The following is a 17,751-nucleotide window of genomic DNA, read 5'->3' on the forward strand; positions in this document are numbered from 1 at the left end:
ACCGGGGCCGGGGGCGCCATGGGCGGTGCGACAGGCGGTGCGGCCGGGGCCGGGGGCGCCATGGGCGGTGCGACAGGCGGTGCGGCCGGGGCCGGGGGCGCCATGGGCGGTGCGACAGGCGGTGCGGCCGGGGCCGGGGGCGCCATGGGCGGTGCGACGGGCGGCGCGGCGTGCTGCGGTTCGTCCACGGTGATGCCGTAGTCGGTGGCCAGGCCCTCGAGCCCGCTGCTGTAACCCTGTCCGACGGCGCGGAACTTCCAGGCGCCCTGCCGGCGGTAGAACTCGCCGAGGACGAAGGCGGTCTCGGTGGTGGCGCCGGTGCTGTCGAAGCGGGCGGCCACGGCGCCGTTCGCCGCGTCCTTCACCTCGATGAAGAGGTCCGGGACCTGTCCGAAGGTGCCGCCGTCGCTGGAGGCGGCGAGGATGACGGTCTCGATGCCGGGCTCGACGCGCGTGAGGTCGACGAGCAGGGTGTCGGTGACCCGGCCCCCGTCCTGCCGCTTGCCCTCGTGGCGTACGGCGCCGGAGGTGTGGGCGGGCTGGTTGTAGAAGACGAAGTCGGCGTCGGAGCGGACCTTGCCGCCGGCCAGCAGCAGCGCCGAGGCATCGGCGTCGGGCACGCCGGGACCGGAACGCCAGCCCACGTCGACCCGCAGTGCCGTGGCCGGCACCGGTGTGTTCGATCCCTTCGGCATGGACATGTCCGCCCCCATCACAGGTCGCCGCGCCGGGCGAGCCCCGGCATCCGTCGGTGTGCGTCCGCCCAACCTAATCCCCCGCGCGTGGGGCGCCCACGCCCATGGGGGAGAACCGCCCCCTGCGACCGCCGGTAACGCCCCCGGAACTCGGCCTTTACACGAATTTCGCTTGGCAGTACGCCCGTTTTCCGTGAATTCGCTCGCATTGGGGATCGCCAGTCACCCAGGGCGCGGAAAACAACCCTCTTATCGGTCTCCCCAACCAGCACATCGTGGGCTTAACTTATGTGCCATGACCTCCCCCCGCTCCATGTATGGCGGCGGATACTCCTCCGCTGCCTTCCCGGACACCCCGATCTACGACTCGCTCGTGGCCGAGCGGGGCACCCCGCAGATCGCCCCGATCCGGGTCCCCGCCGCGTACGAGGCGCCGGCCAGTCATCTGCCCGCGCTTCCCTCGGCGTTGCCGGCCCTCCCGGCGGCACCGTCCCAGCCGTCCTACGGCTACCCCCAGCCCGCCATGCCGCAGCCCGCCCCGCTCCAGCAGGCGCACACGGCGTACATCCCGCAGCAGGCCACCGCGCCGCGCGGCTACCCCGGCCCGCAGCAGCAGCCGCCGCGCCAGCCGCAGCCCGCCGGGTACGAGGCGATGCGTCCCGCGGCCGCCCCGCGGCCGGCGCCCGCGCCGTACCAGGACCCGTACAACAACCAGCAGTACCGGGGGTACTGAGCGGCGGCCGGAACGCGCCGAACGGATCCGGGGCCGCCGTCCTGTGATGGCACGATGGCCCCATGGGGAACGCTCGTGTGCGCTCGATCCACGTTCATCCGGTCAAGGCCTTCCGGAGCCTGCCGCTCCGGGAGGTCGCCGTGGAGCGCTGGGGTCCGGCCGGTGACCGGCGCTGGACGCTGATCGACGCCGGGGGAAAGGTCGTCACCCAGCGCCGCCACCCGCGCCTGGCCCTCGCCGTCGCCGAGCCGCTGCCCGGCGGCGGCGTCGTGCTGTCCGCGCCCGGACGGGATCCCGTCACCGTGCCCGTGCCGGCCCCCGGCGCGACCGTCCCGGCGGACGTCTTCGGCGACAAGGTGGAGGTCGTCCCCGCCGAGGACGCCGCCGTGCACGCGTGGTGCAGCGACTTCCTGGACACACCGGTGCGGCTGGTGCACCTCGACGACCCGGCCGTGCGGCGCCCGGTGGACCCGGCGTACGCACTGCCGGGCGAGACGGTGACGTTCGCCGACGGCTACCCGCTGCTGCTCACCACGACCGCCTCCCTTGACCGGCTCAACTCCCTGATCGCACACGGCGAGCACGCGCACGAGGGCCCGCTGCCGATGAGCCGCTTCCGGCCCAACGTGGTCGTCGAGGGGACGGAGGCGTGGGCGGAGGACGGCTGGACCCGCGTCACCATCGGCGAGATGACGTTCCGGGTCCCCAAGCCCAGCGGACGGTGCGTGGTCACCACCACCGACCAGGACACCGCACGGCGCGGACGCGAACCGCTGCACACCCTGGGCCGGCACCGGTCCCTAGGCGGCCGGCTCCTCTTCGGCGTGAACCTGGTGCCCGTCTCCCCCGGCACCCTCCGCGTCGGCGATCCGCTGGAGGTCGTGGCCTGACGCGCACTCAGCCGTCGGACGCGGTCGCGCGGCTCGGGAACCCCGGCCCGCTCCGGCGCGTTGGGCAGCGTGAGGGATCGGTGGGAGAACCGGGGAGGGGGTGCGTGCCGTGCGGGCGGTCAGCGGACTCTGGCGCTGGCGGCGCAACCCGCTGCGCCGCCCCACCGACCTCGCGGAGGCCTGGCTGGCGCTCATCACGCTCCTGCTGGTCGCGCTCGCCGCGCCGCTGATCGGCGTCCTGGCCGGAAGCGCCGCGCACGCATCGCTGCAGCGGTCGGTCCGCGCCCAGCACCAGTCCCGGCACCTGGTCACGGCCACGGTGGTGCGCGAGCTGGAAGCGGCCCCGGCGGCCACGGACCCCGAACTGCTCGGCGGCGACCCGGGCAGCCGCGTCCTGGCCCGCTGGACCGCCCCGGACGGTTCCGGACGTCGTGAGGCCGTGCAGGCGCGCCTGCCGGACCCCCGGCCGGGCGACACGTTCCGCATATGGACCGACGGGCACGGGGACCGGGTCGCGCGCCCGCTGGAGCCGGGCGCCGCGACGGCGCACGCGGTGCTCGCGGGCGTGGGGGCCGCTCTGCTGGCCGCCGGACTCTTCGAGGGCGGCCGGCGCCTGATACTGCGGCGGATGCTCCGCGGACGGTACGCCTGCTGGGACCGGGAATGGGACCAGGCGGGCCCGGACTGGGGCAGGGCGGGCGCCGACAGCTGACGGCGTTCCGCCTCTGGTCAACTCGCCGCCCCCGCGCACGCTACGGTGGTCCGGCCGAACCGATCGGCAGCGACTCGGGCGCGAACAAGTCACAGGCACGACGAGGTGGGGGCACGGCAACACCATGGCACAGGGCACGGTCCAGGTGACGCACACCGGCACATCGAGGTGGCGCCGCCGCACGGGTGAGTACCCATCGCTCGCCGCCGCCCTGGAGGCCGCGGGCGAGGGCGACGTGCTCACCGTCGCTCCCGGCACCTACCGGGAGAACCTCGTCGTACGGCGGGCGGTGACCCTGCGCGGGCCCGAGGGGTCGCCCGGCTCGGTGCGCATCGCGCCGCCCGACGGGGTGCCGCTCACCGTGCGCGCCTCCGCGGTGGTGCAGGACCTGCACGTGGAGGGGCAGGACGCCACCGCCCCGGCCGTGCTGGTGGAGGAGGGCACCCCCGAGCTGCGGGACATCCGCGTGGTCAGCCGGTCCGCGGCCGGCATCGAGGTACGCGGCGCCGCCCGGCCCACGGTGCGCCGGTGCTCGGTCGACAACCCGGCGGGCGCCGGCATCGCCGTGGTGGACGGCGGGGGCGGGGTGTTCGAGGAGTGCGAGGTGGTCGCCGCCGGACAGGCGGGCGTCGCCGTGCGCGGCGGGGCCCACCCCCGCTTCGAGCGCTGCAAGGTGCACCACGCCTCGGGTTCCGGCCTGACCGCGACCGGGGAGAACTCGGCGCTGGAGGCCGTCGGCTGCGAGGTGTACGAGGTGCGCGGCAGCGGGGTGCAGGTGACCGGCCGTGCCACCGCCCATCTCACCGACTGCGACGTGCACCGCACCACCGGGGACGGCGTCACGCTCGACACGGACGCCGTGCTGACGCTGGCCGACTGCCGCATCCACGACGTCCCGGAGAACGCGGTCGACCTGCGCTCCCGCTCGGTGCTCACCCTGACCCGCACCACGGTGCGTCAGTTCGGCCGCAACGGCCTGTCGGTGTGGGACCCGGGCACGCGCGTGGACGCCAACCAGTGCGAGATCTTCGACAGCACCGGCGACTACCCGGCAGTGTGGGTGAGCGACGGCGCCACGGCCGTCCTGGACTCCTGCCGGGTGCACGACGTGCCGGACGCGCTGTTCGTGCTCGACCGCGGTTCGCGCGCGGACGTCGTCGACAGCGACCTGACCCAGGTGCGGAACACGGCCGTGTCGGTGAGCGACGGCGCGACCGCACAGCTCGACGACTGCCGCATCCGGGAGGCGGCCACGGGCGCCTGGTTCCGTGACCACGGCAGCGGAGGCATCCTCAGCAACTGCACCCTGGACGGCACCCAGACGGGCGTCATCGTCACCAAGGGCGCCGACCCGACCGTCGAGCGCTGCACGGTCGACTCACCCGCCGAGGCGGGCGTGTACGTGTCCGCGGGCGGCCGCGGCACCTTCGACAACTGCCGGGTCACCGGCAGCGGCGGCTACGGCTTCCACGTCATCGACGGCAGCCGTACGACGCTGCGCAAGTGCCGCACCGAGCGCTGCGCGCGCGGGGGTTACGAGTTCGCCGAGGGCGCCGACGGCACGTCCGGCTCGGGCGGACCGGTCGTCGAGGACTGCACGAGCGACGAGTCCGGCAGCCTGCGCGCCGAACCGCCCACGCCCGAACCGGCGGTGCAGACGACGGGCCACACCACGGGCCTGCTCGGCACGGTCCCCGCCCCGGCGCCGCCCGCCCCCGCCGCCGTGCCGGAACCGCGGCGCGAGACGCGTACCTCCAAGGACGTCCTCGGCGAACTCGACGCCCTGGTGGGCCTGGAGAGCGTCAAGCGCGAGGTGCGGGCCCTCACCGACATGATCGAGGTGGGCCGCCGCCGCCGGCAGGCCGGGCTGAAGGCCGCGTCCGTGAAGCGGCACCTGGTGTTCACCGGCTCTCCGGGCACCGGCAAGACCACGGTGGCGCGCCTGTACGGCGAGATCCTCGCCTCGCTCGGGGTGCTGGAGCAGGGCCACCTGGTCGAGGTGTCCCGCGTGGACCTGGTCGGCGAGCACATCGGCTCGACGGCGATCCGCACGCAGGAGGCGTTCGAAAAGGCGCGCGGCGGTGTGCTGTTCATCGACGAGGCGTACGCGCTGTCGCCGGAGGACGCGGGCCGCGACTTCGGCAAGGAGGCCATCGACACGCTGGTGAAGCTGATGGAGGACCAGCGGGACGCGGTGGTGGTCATCGTGGCCGGCTACACCGCCGAGATGGAGCGCTTCCTGTCGGTCAACCCCGGTGTGGCGTCCCGTTTCTCGCGGACCATCACGTTCGGCGACTACGGTCCCGAGGAGCTGCTGCGGATCGTGGAGCAGCAGGCCGAGGAGCACGAGTACCGGCTGGCGCCGGGCGCCGCGGAGGCGCTGCTGAAGTACTTCACCGACATCCCCAAGGGCCCCGCGTTCGGCAACGGCCGCACGGCGCGGCAGACGTTCGAGGCGATGGTGGAGCGGCACGCAAGCCGGGTCGCCCAGCTCGACGAGCCCACCACCGACGACCTGACGCTGCTGTACGCGGAGGACCTGCCCGCGCTGCCCTGAGCGAGCGCGGGCCCGCTGCCCGGAGCGAGGGCGGGCCCTCGGGCTCCCGGGCCGTCAGGCCGCCGGTCCCGGCTTCCCGGTGGTGCGGGGCGCGGGCACCTCGGGCCGCAGCCGGGCCAGCAGGCGCCGGCGTTCCTCCGCGAACGCCGGGTCGGCCTGGTAGTCGGAGTGGCCGAGGATCGGCGCGGGCAGCGGGTGTTCCGCGGTGCGGCCGTAGGCGAGGGGGTCCTTCAGCGGCGGGCGGTCCACGCCGGGTCCGCCGTCGCCGGGCAGCCGCATCGGGCCGCCGATGGGGTCGGTGCGCCGGTACAGGTTCCGCCAGCAGACGACGTCCCGGTGCAGGGCGCCCAGCGCGTCCGGCCCGAAGTGCGCGGGGAACCAGCGGCCGTACAGCCGCTCCAGCGGGGAGCCGTAGGTGAGCAGGGCGACGCGTCCGCGGGCGGACGGAGGGAGCTGCCAGGCCGCGGCGGCGGCGAGCACGCTGCCCTGGGAGTGCCCGGACAGCACCAGCCGTCCCCCGGTGGCGCGGGTCCAGGTGGCGATGCGCCACGTGAGGTCGGGCACCGCGCGCTCGGCGTAGCAGGGCGGCGCGAAGGGGTGCGCGGCGCGCGGCCAGAAGGTGCCGACGTCCCACAGGATCCCTATGGTGCGGCGGGCGGAGGCGTCCTTGTAGGCGCGGCGGCCCCAGGTGACGAGGAGGACGAAGCCGAGGCCGATCAGCCAGGAGCCGAGGGCCTGGGCGGTCTGCGCGGCGCCGTGCACGACGGGATGGGCGCCGCGCGCCGCCTCGCCCGGCGTCTTCCCGGTGGCCGTCGCACCGACGAGGGCGCCGGCGCCGAGCAGCAGGGTGGCGGCGGAGGTGACGGCGAGGATGCGCGGCCCCCGGTCGGTGAGGGCGGCCATGGCGCGCACGGAGGCGATCCGGCGGGTGCGGCCCGGGTCGCCCGCCTCCCCGGCGTACTCCTCCTCCACGGCGGCGTGTTCGGCCCGGGCGAGGTGCACGGCGCGGCGGGCGAGCCAGCAGCACATCACGAGGAGCAGCAGGAGCAGCGGCGGGATCACGGACGCCTGCCAGGTGAGCAGCACCGGCGGCCCGGGAATGGAGGCGCGGGTGCCGTCCAGCCAGTCGGACACCCGCTGCGAGACCCCGCCGGACATCACGCCGCCCAGCGCGCAGGCGAGCATGGCGACCGCCGGTCCGGCCAGTCCGCGCAGCGCGGCGCGCCGGTCGGGATCGGTGCGGTGCAGGGCGTGGGCGACGCAGGCGAGGACGATCACCAGCAGGCCCTGCGCGAAGGTGAGGGCGCCGAAGGTGAGGTTGCCGGGCAGCCGGCCCGCCGACTCCCAGCCGGGCCGCTCCCAGCCGGCGTAGAGGGCGCTGGAGACGAACAGGGCGAGGGCGGCGAGGGGCAGCCCGCGCACCAGCAGGCGGTCGGCGTCGCCGTCGAGGCGGCGTTCGCTGCGGCCGCGGCGGCACACCACCCACACCACCGCGCCCGCCCCGGCGGCCAGGGCGGCCTCGAGGAGCACGCCCAGGACGGCGAGGAGGGCCGGGCCGCCCGGTTCGCGGTCGTAGCGGGCGGCCCGGCCCTCCTAGATCGGAAGAGCGGCGACCGTCAGCAGCGCGGCGGTGTGCGCGGCGCGCAGCCGGGCGCCCAGCCGGCGGCCGTACCAGAAGCCGGGCCGCTCAGCGCGGTCGGGCCGTGTCCTCCTCGGCCTCGATGCCGCCGAGCGGCTGCTGCGACTCGTAGGCCGCTCCAGGTCCGCAGGGACAGAACCACAGCAGTCCGGTGAGGGCCGCGGGCACCAGGGCCGCGAGGGCGAGCCGGCGGCCGGGCGCGCCCCACCAGCCCTCGCCGGGCGTCAGGAAGCCGAGCCAGGAGTGCCGGCCGGCGCAGGCGGGGGTGCCCGCGCACTGCCAGGCGGTGAGGTCGAGGGCGACCTCGCAGGCGGCGGCGACGAGCAGCACCGTGAGGCTGAGGCCGCACAGCCGCACCAGCATCCCGTACAGCCGGACGCTGCGGCGGCGGGCGTGGGCGCTGGGGCGCATCCAGTGGGCGAGGTTGACCACCATGAAGGGCAGGAGCAGCAGCCACAGGGCGCGGGTGCCGTTGCCGGAGGTGAGGTTGCACCAGACGTACGCCTCGGGGACGGGCCCGTCACGGCGGGCGCCGGGGTCACGCTCGGCGTCGGCGTCGTCGGCACGGCGGAACACGGCGGCGGTGTCGTCGCCGGTGACCCGGACCGTGCGCGGGTCGTCGAGCATCTGCTCAGGTGTGGTGCCGCCCACCCCGTGGACCAGGAGTTCCAGCGCGGTCCGGGCCCCGGCGACACCCTCACGGTCCGGCCTGTGCTGCTGCGCGTTCTCCACCGTGCGGCCTCCCCTGACGCCCCGTCGGATCCGTCCGTGCCGGACAGCATCCTCCGCTCCCGGACCGTGCGCGCCCCTCGTCACTCAATCTCCCCGATCCGTGTGACGCGCACGCACCACCCGGGCACCGGGAACCGCCATGTACGCGACGATCGACCGGTGGCGCCGCCCGGGGCCCGGCATGGGAGGATGGGACGTCCGCGCACCGGTGCCCGGGAGCATGCCGCCCGAGGCCGTGGACGCGCGGGAGTGTGTCGGACGGCTGTGCGGCGAAAGGACCGGAGCGTACGTGAGCGAGAATCAGAACCTGCTCGCCGAGCAGCGGCGCACCCTGATCCTCGACGAGGTCCGGCGGCGGGGCGGGGTCCGGGTCAACGAGCTGACCCGCAGGCTCGGCGTGTCGGACATGACGGTCCGCCGCGACCTCGACGCGCTGGCCCGGCAGGGCGTTCTGGAGAAGGTGCACGGCGGCGCGGTCCCGGTGGTCGAGGCCAGCACGCACGAGCCGGGGTTCGAGGCCAAGTCGGGTCTTGAGCTGACCGCCAAGGAGGACATCGCGCGCGCGGCGGCCGAGCTGGTCCCGCCGGGCGCGGCGATCGCGCTGTCCGGCGGCACGACGACGTTCGCGCTGGCGCACCGGCTGACCGACGTCCCCGACCTCACGGTGGTCACCAACTCGGTGCGGGTGGCGGACGTCTTCCACGCGGCGCAGCGCTCCTCGGGGAGCCGGCAGGGGGCGGCGACGGTCGTCCTGACCGGCGGGGTGCGCACACCGTCCGACTCGCTGGTGGGCCCGGTGGCCGACCAGGCGATCGCGGCGCTCCACTTCGACCTGCTGTTCCTCGGGGTGCACGGGATATCGGTGGAGGCGGGGCTGTCGACGCCGAACCTCGCGGAGGCGGAGACCAACCGGCGCCTCGTGCAGTCGGCCCGGCGGGTGATCGTGGTCGCCGACCACACCAAGTGGGGCACCGTGGGCCTGAGTTCCTTCGCCTCGCTGGAGCAGGTGGACACGCTGGTGACGGACTCAGGGCTGTCCGCCGAGGCCCGCGCGGAGGTGTCGGAGCATCTGCGGCGCCTGGTGGTGGCCGGCGAGCCCGAGCAGTCCGAGGACGAGCAGGCGTCGGCCGCCGACGCCTGACCGGGGCGAGGCTCCTCCGTGCCGTTCGTGTACCGCAAACAGCGTGATCTCCCAGGGAGTTGAGTCCATGGCCCACCGTCTGCGCCCCGTCGGGCAGGAGTTCGCCTCGGTCGCACCCGTGCGCCTGGTCTTCGAGCGGGAGATCACTGCCGCTCCCCCGGCGGTGTTCCACGCCCTGGCGCGGGACGTCGCCGGCTGGACCGCGTGGTTCCGCGTGCTCACCCTGGCCCGTCCGCTGGACGGCGGCGCGGGCCGGGAGATCCGGCTGCTGGGCGCGGCCCGGTTCCGGGAGACGATCCTCGCGGCCGAGGAGCCCGACGTGTACGCCTACCGCGTCGACGTCACCAACGTGCCGGGCGCCCGCGCGATGGTCGAGGAGTGGCGGCTGGAGCCGGCCGGGACGGGCACACGGGTGCGCTGGACGATGGCGGTGGACGGCGTCGCGCCGTTCCGCCTGGCGATGAAGGCGGGCCGCCTGGGTCTCGCCGCGGGTTTCCGTGACGCCATGACCTCACTGGACCGCCGGCTCGCGGGGTGACGCCTCGGGCCACACGCCCGTGCTGAGCAGGGAGTCGATGGCCTGCGCGTACGGCGTCACGTCCAGGCCCTGTTCGGCCAGCCAGGCGTCCGAGTAGTACTTGTCCAGGTAGCGGTCGCCCGGGTCGCACAGCAGCGTGACCACGCTGCCCCGCCTGCCGTCCGCGACCATCTCCGCCACGATCTTCAGCGCGCTCCACAGCCCGGTGCCGGTGGAGCCGCCCGCCTTGCGGCCGATGACCCGCTCCAGGGCGCGTACGGCGGCCACGGCGGCCGCGTCGGGCACCTTCATCATCCGGTCGACGGCGCCGGGCACGAAGCTCGGCTCCATCCGGGGGCGCCCGATGCCCTCGATGCGGGAGGCGCTGTCGCAGGAGACGTCCGGGTCGCCGGTCGTCCAGCCCTGGAAGAAGCAGGAGTTCTCCGGGTCGGCGACGCAGATGCGGGTGTCGTACTGCATGTAGTGCACATAGCGGGCGAGGGTCGCGGAGGTGCCGCCGGTGCCGGCGGTGGCGACGATCCACTCGGGCTGCGGGAACCGCTCCATCCGCAGCTGACGGAAGATCGACTCGGCGATGTTGTTGTTGCCGCGCCAGTCCGTGGCCCGTTCCGCGTAGGTGAACTGGTCCATGTAGTGACCGCCGGTCTCCGCCGCGAGGGCGGCGGACGCCTCGTACATCGTGCGGGGGTCGTCCACGAAGTGGCACCGGCCACCGTGGAACTCGATGAGGCGGCACTTCTCGGCGCTCGTCGTACGCGGCATGACGGCGATGAAGGGCACGCCGATCAGCTTCGCGAAGTACGCCTCGGACACGGCGGTCGAGCCGCTGGACGCCTCGATCACCGGACGGCCCGGGCGGATCCAGCCGTTGCACAGGCCGTACAGGAACAGGGAGCGGGCCAGCCGGTGCTTGAGGCTGCCCGTGGGGTGGGTCGACTCGTCCTTCAGATAAAGGTCGATGCCCCACCGCTCGGGCAGCGGGAAGAGCAGCAGATGGGTGTCGGCCGAGCGGTTGGCGTCGGCCTGCACCCGGCGCACGGCCTCTTTCAGCCAGGTGCGGTAGGCGGGGTCGGTGCGGTCGACGTCGAGAGTGGCGCCGGTCGGGGTCTGTTGGGGAGTGCTCACGACTGGGCTCCTTACACTGAGCGCCGACGGCGTCCAGCGCGGCCGACACTCCGATCATAAGCACCGTTCGCACCACCTCTCACCTGCATAAACACATCTTTGGTGGCCTGAAAGGCAGCCCTGGGGCCCAGGGGGCGCGGGGGTGGGGGCGCAATGGCGCGAGTGCCCCCCGCGCTCCGGCCGGCGGGGGCGGGGGCTCTGGTGCTCGGCGGCGGGTGGGGGCAGACTGCACCGGCGGGAGCAGGGGCACACTTGGTTCCGGACAGTGGCCGGCCCGCGCAGCGCGGTCCGGCACACACCGACGCGCACAGAGGGGGCGGTGGCAATGGCGGAGCCGGAGTTCAAGGCCACGGGCGTGCGGATCGGCCGGCGGCTGCGGTCGCTCACCCGGGCCGGACAGGTCCGGATCAGCGACGGGCGGCTGGAGTTGCTCACCAGCTACGGCACCGAGATAGACAGCGCGCCGGTGCAGGCCGTGCGGGCCACGCGGCCCTGGTTCGCGCCCGACGGCCGGGCGTTGGCCGACCTCAACGGCAACCGCTACCTGCTGACCCTCGGGGACCACGACCCGGCGCCCGGGGAGCCGGGCCCGCCCGCGGCCCGCCGTTTCATCGAGGCCGTCCGCCGGGCGGCGGGGCGCGGCGCCTGAGATGTCCGCGAGTTGCGCCGTATCCTCCGCTGGGTCACGCTGTTCTCACGTCACTCTGGGTTTACCGGCGATAACGCTGCGAACCAGCCCGCCGGCCACGACAGCAGGCGGCAGCGTCACGCAGGCGCCCTGCTGGATCCGTACTCCGTGTTCTTCCGGACCTCACGTCGGGGAGTCGCAGCCGTGATCAGTCACCCAAGCAGGCACTGCACGGTGGAGCTCCAAGCCCTGCCGTCGCGGATCGGCCAGGTCCGCAGAATCGTATCTGCGCAGTTGCGCTACTGGCACATGGATTCCCTGATAGACCGGGCCTCGCTCGGTGTGACGGAGCTGTTGTCGAACGTCCACCGGCATGCCCAGCCCGACAAGACGTGCACCGTGGAGATCGAACTGCTCCTTGACCGGCTGAAGGTGTCGGTGCACGACCACGATCCGCGGCTGCCGGTCGTCGCGGACGCCGGACCGCTCGCCACGTGTGGCCGCGGACTGGCGATGGTGGCCGCCATGAGCGAGAGCTGGGGCGTGCTGCCTGACGACGTCGGCAAGGTCGTGTGGTTCACCCTGCCGACGCCCGCGGCCGCCGAACCGGCGGCCTGGGACCGGCGGCCGCAGCTCACGCCCGCCGCACCGGACCGGCCACGGTTCACGGAGGTCGCACTCGTCGACCATGTGGCCGAGGTCCACCGGCCCGAACCCGCTCCCGCCCGGTCCGCCGTTCCCGGCTGACCGGGCGGTGACACGACGGGGCGCCGCCGAGACGGGCGCGGTGTCCCGCGGACCTGATGTCCGCGGGACACCGCGCGCCGGCAAGGCTGCCCAGTGGGACGGCTACCGGATGTAGACGAGGCCGTCCGTGGTGACGGTGGGCCGGCCGCTGGTGCCGACGACCACGATCTTCACGGTGTGCTTGGCGTTGGCCGACCAGGTCTTCGTCCAGATCGCCTGCCGGTAGCTCGTGGCCGACGACTTCAGGTCCACCGTGGCGGCCTTGACGCCGTCGACGTACACGTACGCCTGGCCCGAACTCGACGCCCGGGAGACCACCCAGGCCGCCGAGCGGCCGGTGAACGTCCAGCTCAGGCTGGCGCCCTTGGACGCGCTGGAGTACGACCTGCCGCCCAGGTAGCTGGTGGAGCTGCGCGAGCTCCAGGTGCCGGTGCGGACCGCCGCGCTCTCCTGGAGGATCACCGGGGTGTAGGTGGCCGCCGCGTTGCCGTAGTTGCCGGCGTAGTCGTACGCCCGCATCGACCAGGTGGACGCGGTGCCGGGCTTCGCGGTGCGGTTGGAGAGGTAGGCGGCCGCGCTGAAGGTGGCGGTCGACGGGGTGAGCAGCTGCACCTGGCGCAGTGCCTGGTCGTCGGTCGCCTTCCAGCGCAGGGTGACCGGCGCGGACCCGGTGTTGACGGTGCCGGCGCGCAGGTCGAGCGTCGGCGCGGCGGTGAACACCGGTGCGGTCGTCTCCGCCACGACGGTCAGCGCGTCCGTCGTGGAGACGGTGCCGGACTGGTGCGTGGCGCGCACGCTCACGGTGTGGCTCCCGGGGGCGAGGGTGATCCGCTTGGCGTAGCCCGCGCCCGAGGTGCCGGCGACGGACCGACCGTCGACGAGCACGTCGTACCTCTTGATCAGCGCGGCCGGTGTGGTGGCCGACCAGCGCACCACCGGCGTGCCCTTGGTGTAGTACGTCGAGCCCTTGGCGGTCGCGTCGGTGAGGGACACGATGCGCAGCCCGTCGACCGGGCCCGCGGCCCAGGTGCGGACGGTCGGCAGCTGGGCGTAGAGGGCGTTGCCCGGGCACTGGGTGTTGAAGCCGTCGCGGTGCCCGGACACCCGGTGGAAGGTGTACTGCTCGCCCGCGGTGAAGGCGGTGCCGAAGTAGTTGGTCTGGGTCGCGCCGGCGGTGAGCTTCACCGTGCCGGCCGGGTCGGCGCCGTACTGGCCGAGCTTCCAGGCCGCCACGCGTGCCACGGCCGCCAGGGCGGCGTCGGAGGCGCCGCCGGTGATGTGCGTGCCGAGGACGGCGATGCCGGCGGACTCACGGTTGAAGCCGTAGGTGTGCGCGCCGAGGACGGGCCGGTCGATGCCGCCCTTGCGGCCCTCGAAGACGGTGCCGCACTTGTCGACGAGGAAGTTGTAGCCGACGTCGTTCCAGCCGTTGACCTCGGTGTGGTACGCGTAGATGCCGCGCACGATCGCCGGGGACTCCGCGCAGTCGTAGTCGTTGGCGCCGTCGGTGTGGTGCACGAACACCGCCTTCACGTCGGTGTTGTACTCCGAGGGGTCGGGGCTCTTCGACTCGTCCGCGCCCCAGCCGGCACGCGAGGTGACGGGCGGCTGCGGCACCGTGGACGGCGGCGCGGTGGGCTCCGACGACGGGGACGGCGACGCGGTCGGTTCCGACGACGGGGACGGCGACGCGGTCGGTTCCGACGACAGCGACGGGGACGCGGTGGGCTCCGACGACGGGGACGGCGACGCGGTGGGCTCCGACGACGGCGACGGGGACGGCGACGGCGACTCGTCCATGACGAACGCGGCCGGCTCGGGCGCGTCGACGCGGGTCTCGGCCTCGGTCACCACGCCGGGGTCGACCAGGTTCACCTCGAGGCCCTTGGGCAGCGCGGCGGTGGTGCCGTCCTCGTGGACGACGCGGGCCTCCACGCCGTCGGAGGGTCCGACCCACAGCGGCTGGGACGCGCCGCGCATGCCGGCCTCGACCTCCTCCGGCGGGGCCGCGTTCAGCTCCAGTGACTGCCAGGCGCCCCATTCACCCGACTCCAGGCCGCGGGTGCGCACCTGTGCGGTGCCCTCCAGCGGCTTCAGCGCCCCGGTCCAGGAGACGCCGACCAGGGAGAACTGCTCGGTCTCCGTGCGGGGCAGCTTGCGCTCGCCGGCCGCGGTGCCCTTCAGTTCCAGGCCGTAGACCTCGACCGGCCGCCGCTCCTGCCCGGGCGCGCCGGAGTCCGACGGGCTGGCCGTGGCGTACGTGACGATGCCCCCTCCGCCGATCAGCACGGCGCCGAGCGTCAGCCACGCCCGGCGTCTCATGCTCAACGGTCTGTACGCGTGCGACACGGCGCGACGCCGAGTACGACGGCTCAAAGAGATCCCCACCCTGAGAAGCGGCCCGGACGGGCCGACGGAAGTCACGGCCGTCGCACGGGACTCTCCCGCCTCGTACGACGCCTCACCTCTGCAGCGCTGCCGGCGCCTCTTCTGTCACAGGGTGGGGTGGTGATCTCGATCACGTCGGCGGACGGAGGGCGTCCGCTTCGGACGCGTTCAGCCGCGTCGCCCGAACTGCTCCTCCAGGACGGACAGCCGGCGCCAGTACTCGTCCTCGTCGATCTCGCCGGAGGCGAAGCGGCGGCCGAGGACGGCGAGCGGCGAGTCGGCGCGGGCGGCGGGCCCGTGCGGGCCGCGCCGGCCGCGCCACCCCGTGCGCCGCAGCAAGGTGATGCCGAGCCCCACGACCAGGGCCCAGAACAGGGGGAACAGCAGGATCCACGGGCCGGGCCCGCCGTCACCGAAGTGCGCCAGGGTTTCCATGATCGTTCAACTCCTCGGATGCGGTGTCTCGTCGCCCCTCGGCGACACTTCGAGACTCGCTCCGGGAGGGGGTTCCGGTCGTCGTGCGGGCGGCGGCAGCCCGCGTACCACCCGGGGAGTACGCGGGTGGTACGCCGGCTGCTCCCGTCACCCGTGCCGGCCGGTCAGCCGCTCTGGTCGCTGTCCTTCAGCGCGCCCCAGCCGTGCCACCGCTCGACCTCGACCCACGCGCTGACCCGGCTGCGCTCACGGTCGGGGTACGCGTCGCCGCTGTAGTGGCGGGAGAGGCGGTCGATGTCGGCGAGGCCCTCGTCGTCCCGCATCTCGGCGACGCGGCCGATCAGGGTGACGTGGGTGTACCAGTTGTCCGAGTCGAGGACCGTGAGGGTGACGCGGGGGTCGCGGCGGAGGTGGCGCAGGCGGACCCGCCCCTCGTCCATGTTGATCAGGACGCGGCCGTCCTCCCAGAGGTACCAGGTGGGGGTGGAGACGGGCGTGCCGTCGGAGCGGAGGGTGGCCATCACGCACGGGTTGGGCTTGCGCAGCAGCGCCTGGGCCTCGGGCGGAAGTGGGGGCTTGGACACGTGAACTCCTCGCTTGCGGGGGGAAATTGAGGGAGGTGGTCAGGTGGTGGACGCGGGCCCGTCCTCGAAGCTCGCGTAGTAGGCGGCGGCCATGTCCTCGTCGGCGTGGCCCTGGGCCGCGGCCCGCTCCAGACGGCGGGCGCTCGCGGCGGCGACGTCGAGGCGGGCGCCGTGGCGTTCGCCGGCCCGCACGATGAGTGCGGCGTCCTTGGCGGCGGTCTTCACCGCGAACTGGGCCGGGGACAGCCGCTCCTCGAGGATCAGCTGCGCCTTGGCGTGCAGGTAGCCCATGTCGAGGGGTCCGCCGGCGATGAGGCCGAAGAAGTCGTGCGGGGCGACGTCGAGGGCGCGGGCCAGCGCCAGGGTCTCGCCCGCGGCGGCGGTGGCCGCGAGGACCCAGCTGTTGGCGACGAGCTTCAGCCGGGTGGCGGCGGCCTCCGCTCCGTCCTCGCCGGTCCACACGGTGCGGGCGCCCACCGCGTCGAACACCGGGGTCACCGTGTCCCGGCTCTCGACGGGACCGGCGGCGAGCACGGTGAGCTGGCCGTCCTCGGCGGGCTTGCGGGTGCCGAGCACGGGTGAGTCGTAGAAGCGCAGCCCGTGGTCGCGGGCGAAGGCGGCCAGCTCGGCGACGTCCTCGATGCCGCTGGTGGTGCACTGCGCCCAGACGGCTCCCCGCGGGAGGGCCGGGGCGGCGGCGCGCATGGTCTCCAGGGTGGCGGGGCCGTCGAACAGCATGGTGAGGACCACGTCGGCGGATTCGACCGCCTCGGCGGGGGTGCCGGCGACGCGGGCGCCGTCGGCGGCGAGCGGGTCGGCCTTGGCGCGGGTGCGGTTCCAGACGCGGACGGTGTGTCCCGCCTTCAGGAGGTTGCGGGCCATCGCGGCGCCCATGATGCCGGTGCCCAGGACGGTGACGGTGAGCGTGTCGGTCATACGGTCGGCCTTCTGTCGAGCGGTCGCGGTCCTTACGCCAGTGCCCCAAGAGGATCGTCCAGCACCGGCTGCCAGGCCAGCTCCGCCGCGCCGACCAGACTGTTGTGGTCCAGCGTGCAGGGGAGGATCGGCACCCCGCCACTGCGGCCCCACAGGCTGCGGTCCGCGACGACGGCGCGCAGCCGGTCGGGGTCGGCCTCCAGGAGGGTGCGGTGCAGGCCGCCGAGGATGATCCGATCGGGGTTGAGGATGTTGACCAGACCGGCCAGTCCGAGGCCGAGCCGGTCGATGAGCTGTTCGGTCGCGGTGCGCACCCGGGGATCGTCGTACTGTCCGCGGATCAGGTCGTCGGCCTGCCTCAGCAGCGACATCTCGGGGCCCGGGTCGCGGCCGGCCGCGGTGAGCAGCGCGAGCGGGTCCGCCTCGACGTCGAGGCAGCCCCGGCTGCCGCAGTGGCAGGGGCGGCCGTCGGGGTTGACGCCGAGGTGCCCGACCTCCAGGGCGAGGCCCGAACTGCCGGTGTGCAGACGGCCGTCGAGGACCAGCGCGCCGCCGACGCCGCGGTGTCCCGTGGCCACGCAGAGCAGGTCGCGCGAGCCCCGCCCGGCGCCGTGCCGGTGTTCGGCGAGGGCGGCGAGGTTGACGTCGTTGGCGGCGAAGGCGGGCCCGTCGAGGCCGGCGGCGCGCACCTGCTCGGCGAAGATCTCCCGCACGGGGGCCCCGGCCGGCCAGGCCAGGTGGAGCGGGTTGAGCGCCAGCCCTTCCGGTTCGGCGACCGCCGACGGCACGGCGAGTCCGGCGCCGACGCAGCGCCGTCCGGTCTCCCGCAGCAGTTCCGCGCCGGCCGCGACGACGGAACCGAGGACCTTGGCCGGGTCGGGGTCGACGACCTCGCAGCCGGGCGCGGTGGCGACGATCCGGCCGCCGAGCCCGACCAGGGCGGCGCGGAAGCCGTCGGCGTGGATCTGCGCGGCGAGCGCCACGGGGCCGTCCTCGGCGACGGACAGCCGGTGCGAGGGGCGTCCCTGGGAGCCTGCGGCCGCGCCGGGCCGGGCGTCCACCCGGATCAGTCCGAGCGCCTCCAGTTCGGCGGCGACCGCGCCTGCCGTGGCGCGGGTGACGCCGAGTTCCGCGGTGAGCACGGCGCGGGTCGGGGCCCGTCCGGTGTGCACCAGCTCCAGCGCGGGTCCGAGCGCCCCGCGCCCCCGGTCGAGCCGCGTCCTCGAGGTGGTCCCTTCCCCCGCCGGCCGGGGGTCCGCCTTCCCGCTCAT

Annotated in this window: 15 protein-coding genes and 1 pseudogene; 8 read left to right on the forward strand and 8 right to left on the reverse strand. The window is 74.4% G+C overall.

The annotated features are described in order from the left end of the window. The coding region (locus AY578_RS03015) for a TerD family protein (RefSeq protein WP_258907209.1) at positions 1-695 on the reverse strand (695 nt) is incomplete at its 3' end. Between the two features lie 295 nt (positions 696-990). Between AY578_RS03015 and AY578_RS03020 the strand changes: the two genes are divergently transcribed. The 4 genes from AY578_RS03020 (at position 991) to AY578_RS03035 (ending at position 5,587) form a co-directional block, all read left to right on the forward strand. Next, positions 991-1,428, forward strand: coding sequence for a DUF6643 family protein (locus AY578_RS03020; RefSeq protein ID WP_020700209.1), 438 nt, complete (start codon positions 991-993; stop codon positions 1,426-1,428). Positions 1,429-1,490: 62 nt separating this feature from the next. Beyond that, positions 1,491-2,318, forward strand: a complete 828-nt coding sequence (locus AY578_RS03025) for an MOSC domain-containing protein (RefSeq protein ID WP_026244143.1) — start codon at positions 1,491-1,493, stop codon at positions 2,316-2,318. A 100-nt stretch (positions 2,319-2,418) separates the two neighbouring features. After that, the gene (locus tag AY578_RS03030; RefSeq protein ID WP_019526924.1) at positions 2,419-3,030 is read left to right on the forward strand and encodes an Rv1733c family protein; all 612 of its coding nucleotides are present in this window, start codon (positions 2,419-2,421) and stop codon (positions 3,028-3,030) included. Between the two features lie 124 nt (positions 3,031-3,154). Then, positions 3,155-5,587 (forward strand): right-handed parallel beta-helix repeat-containing protein, encoded by a 2,433-nt coding sequence (locus AY578_RS03035; RefSeq protein WP_136237304.1) that lies wholly within the window; start codon positions 3,155-3,157, stop codon positions 5,585-5,587. A gap of 54 nt (positions 5,588-5,641) precedes the next feature. Here AY578_RS03035 and AY578_RS03040 read toward each other — a convergent pair. Beyond that, positions 5,642-7,958, reverse strand: a pseudogene (locus AY578_RS03040) (hypothetical protein). A gap of 289 nt (positions 7,959-8,247) precedes the next feature. On the opposite strand from AY578_RS03040, the gene AY578_RS03045 reads away from it, so the two are divergent. Then, positions 8,248-9,099 carry a DeoR/GlpR family DNA-binding transcription regulator gene (locus tag AY578_RS03045; protein ID WP_258901987.1) on the forward strand — a complete coding sequence of 284 codons (852 nt, stop codon included), beginning with the start codon at positions 8,248-8,250 and terminating at the stop codon, positions 9,097-9,099. Between the two features lie 67 nt (positions 9,100-9,166). Beyond that, complete coding sequence (locus AY578_RS03050) at positions 9,167-9,637, forward strand: SRPBCC family protein (RefSeq protein WP_258901989.1); 471 nt, start codon at positions 9,167-9,169, stop codon at positions 9,635-9,637. Here AY578_RS03050 and AY578_RS03055 read toward each other — a convergent pair. Beyond that, positions 9,611-10,762: a PLP-dependent cysteine synthase family protein gene (locus AY578_RS03055; RefSeq protein ID WP_019526929.1), complete on the reverse strand. Its 1,152-nt coding sequence runs from the start codon at positions 10,760-10,762 to the stop codon at positions 9,611-9,613. The genes AY578_RS03050 and AY578_RS03055 overlap by 27 nt on opposite strands. A 325-nt stretch (positions 10,763-11,087) precedes the next feature. Here AY578_RS03055 and AY578_RS03060 point away from each other — a divergent pair, with 325 nt between their 5' ends. Then, entirely contained in the window at positions 11,088-11,411 is a 324-nt protein-coding gene (locus AY578_RS03060; RefSeq protein ID WP_019526930.1) for a hypothetical protein, read from the forward strand. A gap of 183 nt (positions 11,412-11,594) precedes the next feature. Continuing rightward, a complete protein-coding gene (locus AY578_RS03065) occupies positions 11,595-12,137 on the forward strand; it encodes an ATP-binding protein (RefSeq protein ID WP_136237307.1) in 543 nt (180 codons plus the stop codon). A gap of 102 nt (positions 12,138-12,239) precedes the next feature. On the opposite strand, the gene AY578_RS03070 is transcribed toward AY578_RS03065, so the two are convergent. From AY578_RS03070 to AY578_RS03090, 5 genes are all read right to left on the reverse strand, one after another. After that, positions 12,240-14,459 carry an N-acetylmuramoyl-L-alanine amidase gene (locus AY578_RS03070; RefSeq protein WP_136237308.1) on the reverse strand — a complete coding sequence of 740 codons (2,220 nt, stop codon included), beginning with the start codon at positions 14,457-14,459 and terminating at the stop codon, positions 12,240-12,242. 234 nt (positions 14,460-14,693) lie between these two features. After that, positions 14,694-14,960 (reverse strand): SHOCT domain-containing protein, encoded by a 267-nt coding sequence (locus AY578_RS03075; RefSeq protein WP_019526933.1) that lies wholly within the window; start codon positions 14,958-14,960, stop codon positions 14,694-14,696. Positions 14,961-15,124: 164 nt separating this feature from the next. Further along, entirely contained in the window at positions 15,125-15,544 is a 420-nt protein-coding gene (locus AY578_RS03080; RefSeq protein ID WP_019526934.1) for a PPOX class F420-dependent oxidoreductase, read from the reverse strand. 39 nt (positions 15,545-15,583) lie between these two features. Next, positions 15,584-16,555 carry an NAD(P)-dependent oxidoreductase gene (locus AY578_RS03085; RefSeq protein ID WP_168713359.1) on the reverse strand — a complete coding sequence of 324 codons (972 nt, stop codon included), beginning with the start codon at positions 16,553-16,555 and terminating at the stop codon, positions 15,584-15,586. After that, positions 16,513-17,751, reverse strand: coding sequence for an ROK family protein (locus AY578_RS03090; RefSeq protein ID WP_019526936.1), 1,239 nt, complete (start codon positions 17,749-17,751; stop codon positions 16,513-16,515). The genes AY578_RS03085 and AY578_RS03090 overlap by 43 nt, the downstream gene beginning before the upstream one ends.

The sequence above is a fragment of the Streptomyces thermocarboxydus genome (genome assembly GCF_024760485.1).
GTDB lineage: Bacteria > Actinomycetota > Actinomycetes > Streptomycetales > Streptomycetaceae > Streptomyces > Streptomyces cellulosae.

Excerpts from the sequence above, each read along its gene's own strand:
- AY578_RS03025 (WP_026244143.1), top strand. The coding sequence starts at position 1,491 with ATGGGGAACGCTCGTGTGCGCTCGATCCACGTTCATCCGGTCAAGGCC.
- AY578_RS03090 (WP_019526936.1), bottom strand. The coding sequence starts at position 17,751 with ATGAGCGGGAAGGCGGACCCCCGGCCGGCGGGGGAAGGGACCACCTCG.
- AY578_RS03075 (WP_019526933.1), bottom strand. The coding sequence starts at position 14,960 with ATGGAAACCCTGGCGCACTTCGGTGACGGCGGGCCCGGCCCGTGGATC.
- AY578_RS03035 (WP_136237304.1), top strand. The coding sequence starts at position 3,155 with ATGGCACAGGGCACGGTCCAGGTGACGCACACCGGCACATCGAGGTGG.
- AY578_RS03050 (WP_258901989.1), top strand. The coding sequence starts at position 9,167 with ATGGCCCACCGTCTGCGCCCCGTCGGGCAGGAGTTCGCCTCGGTCGCA.
- AY578_RS03020 (WP_020700209.1), top strand. The coding sequence starts at position 991 with ATGACCTCCCCCCGCTCCATGTATGGCGGCGGATACTCCTCCGCTGCC.
- AY578_RS03060 (WP_019526930.1), top strand. The coding sequence starts at position 11,088 with ATGGCGGAGCCGGAGTTCAAGGCCACGGGCGTGCGGATCGGCCGGCGG.
- AY578_RS03070 (WP_136237308.1), bottom strand. The coding sequence starts at position 14,459 with ATGAGACGCCGGGCGTGGCTGACGCTCGGCGCCGTGCTGATCGGCGGA.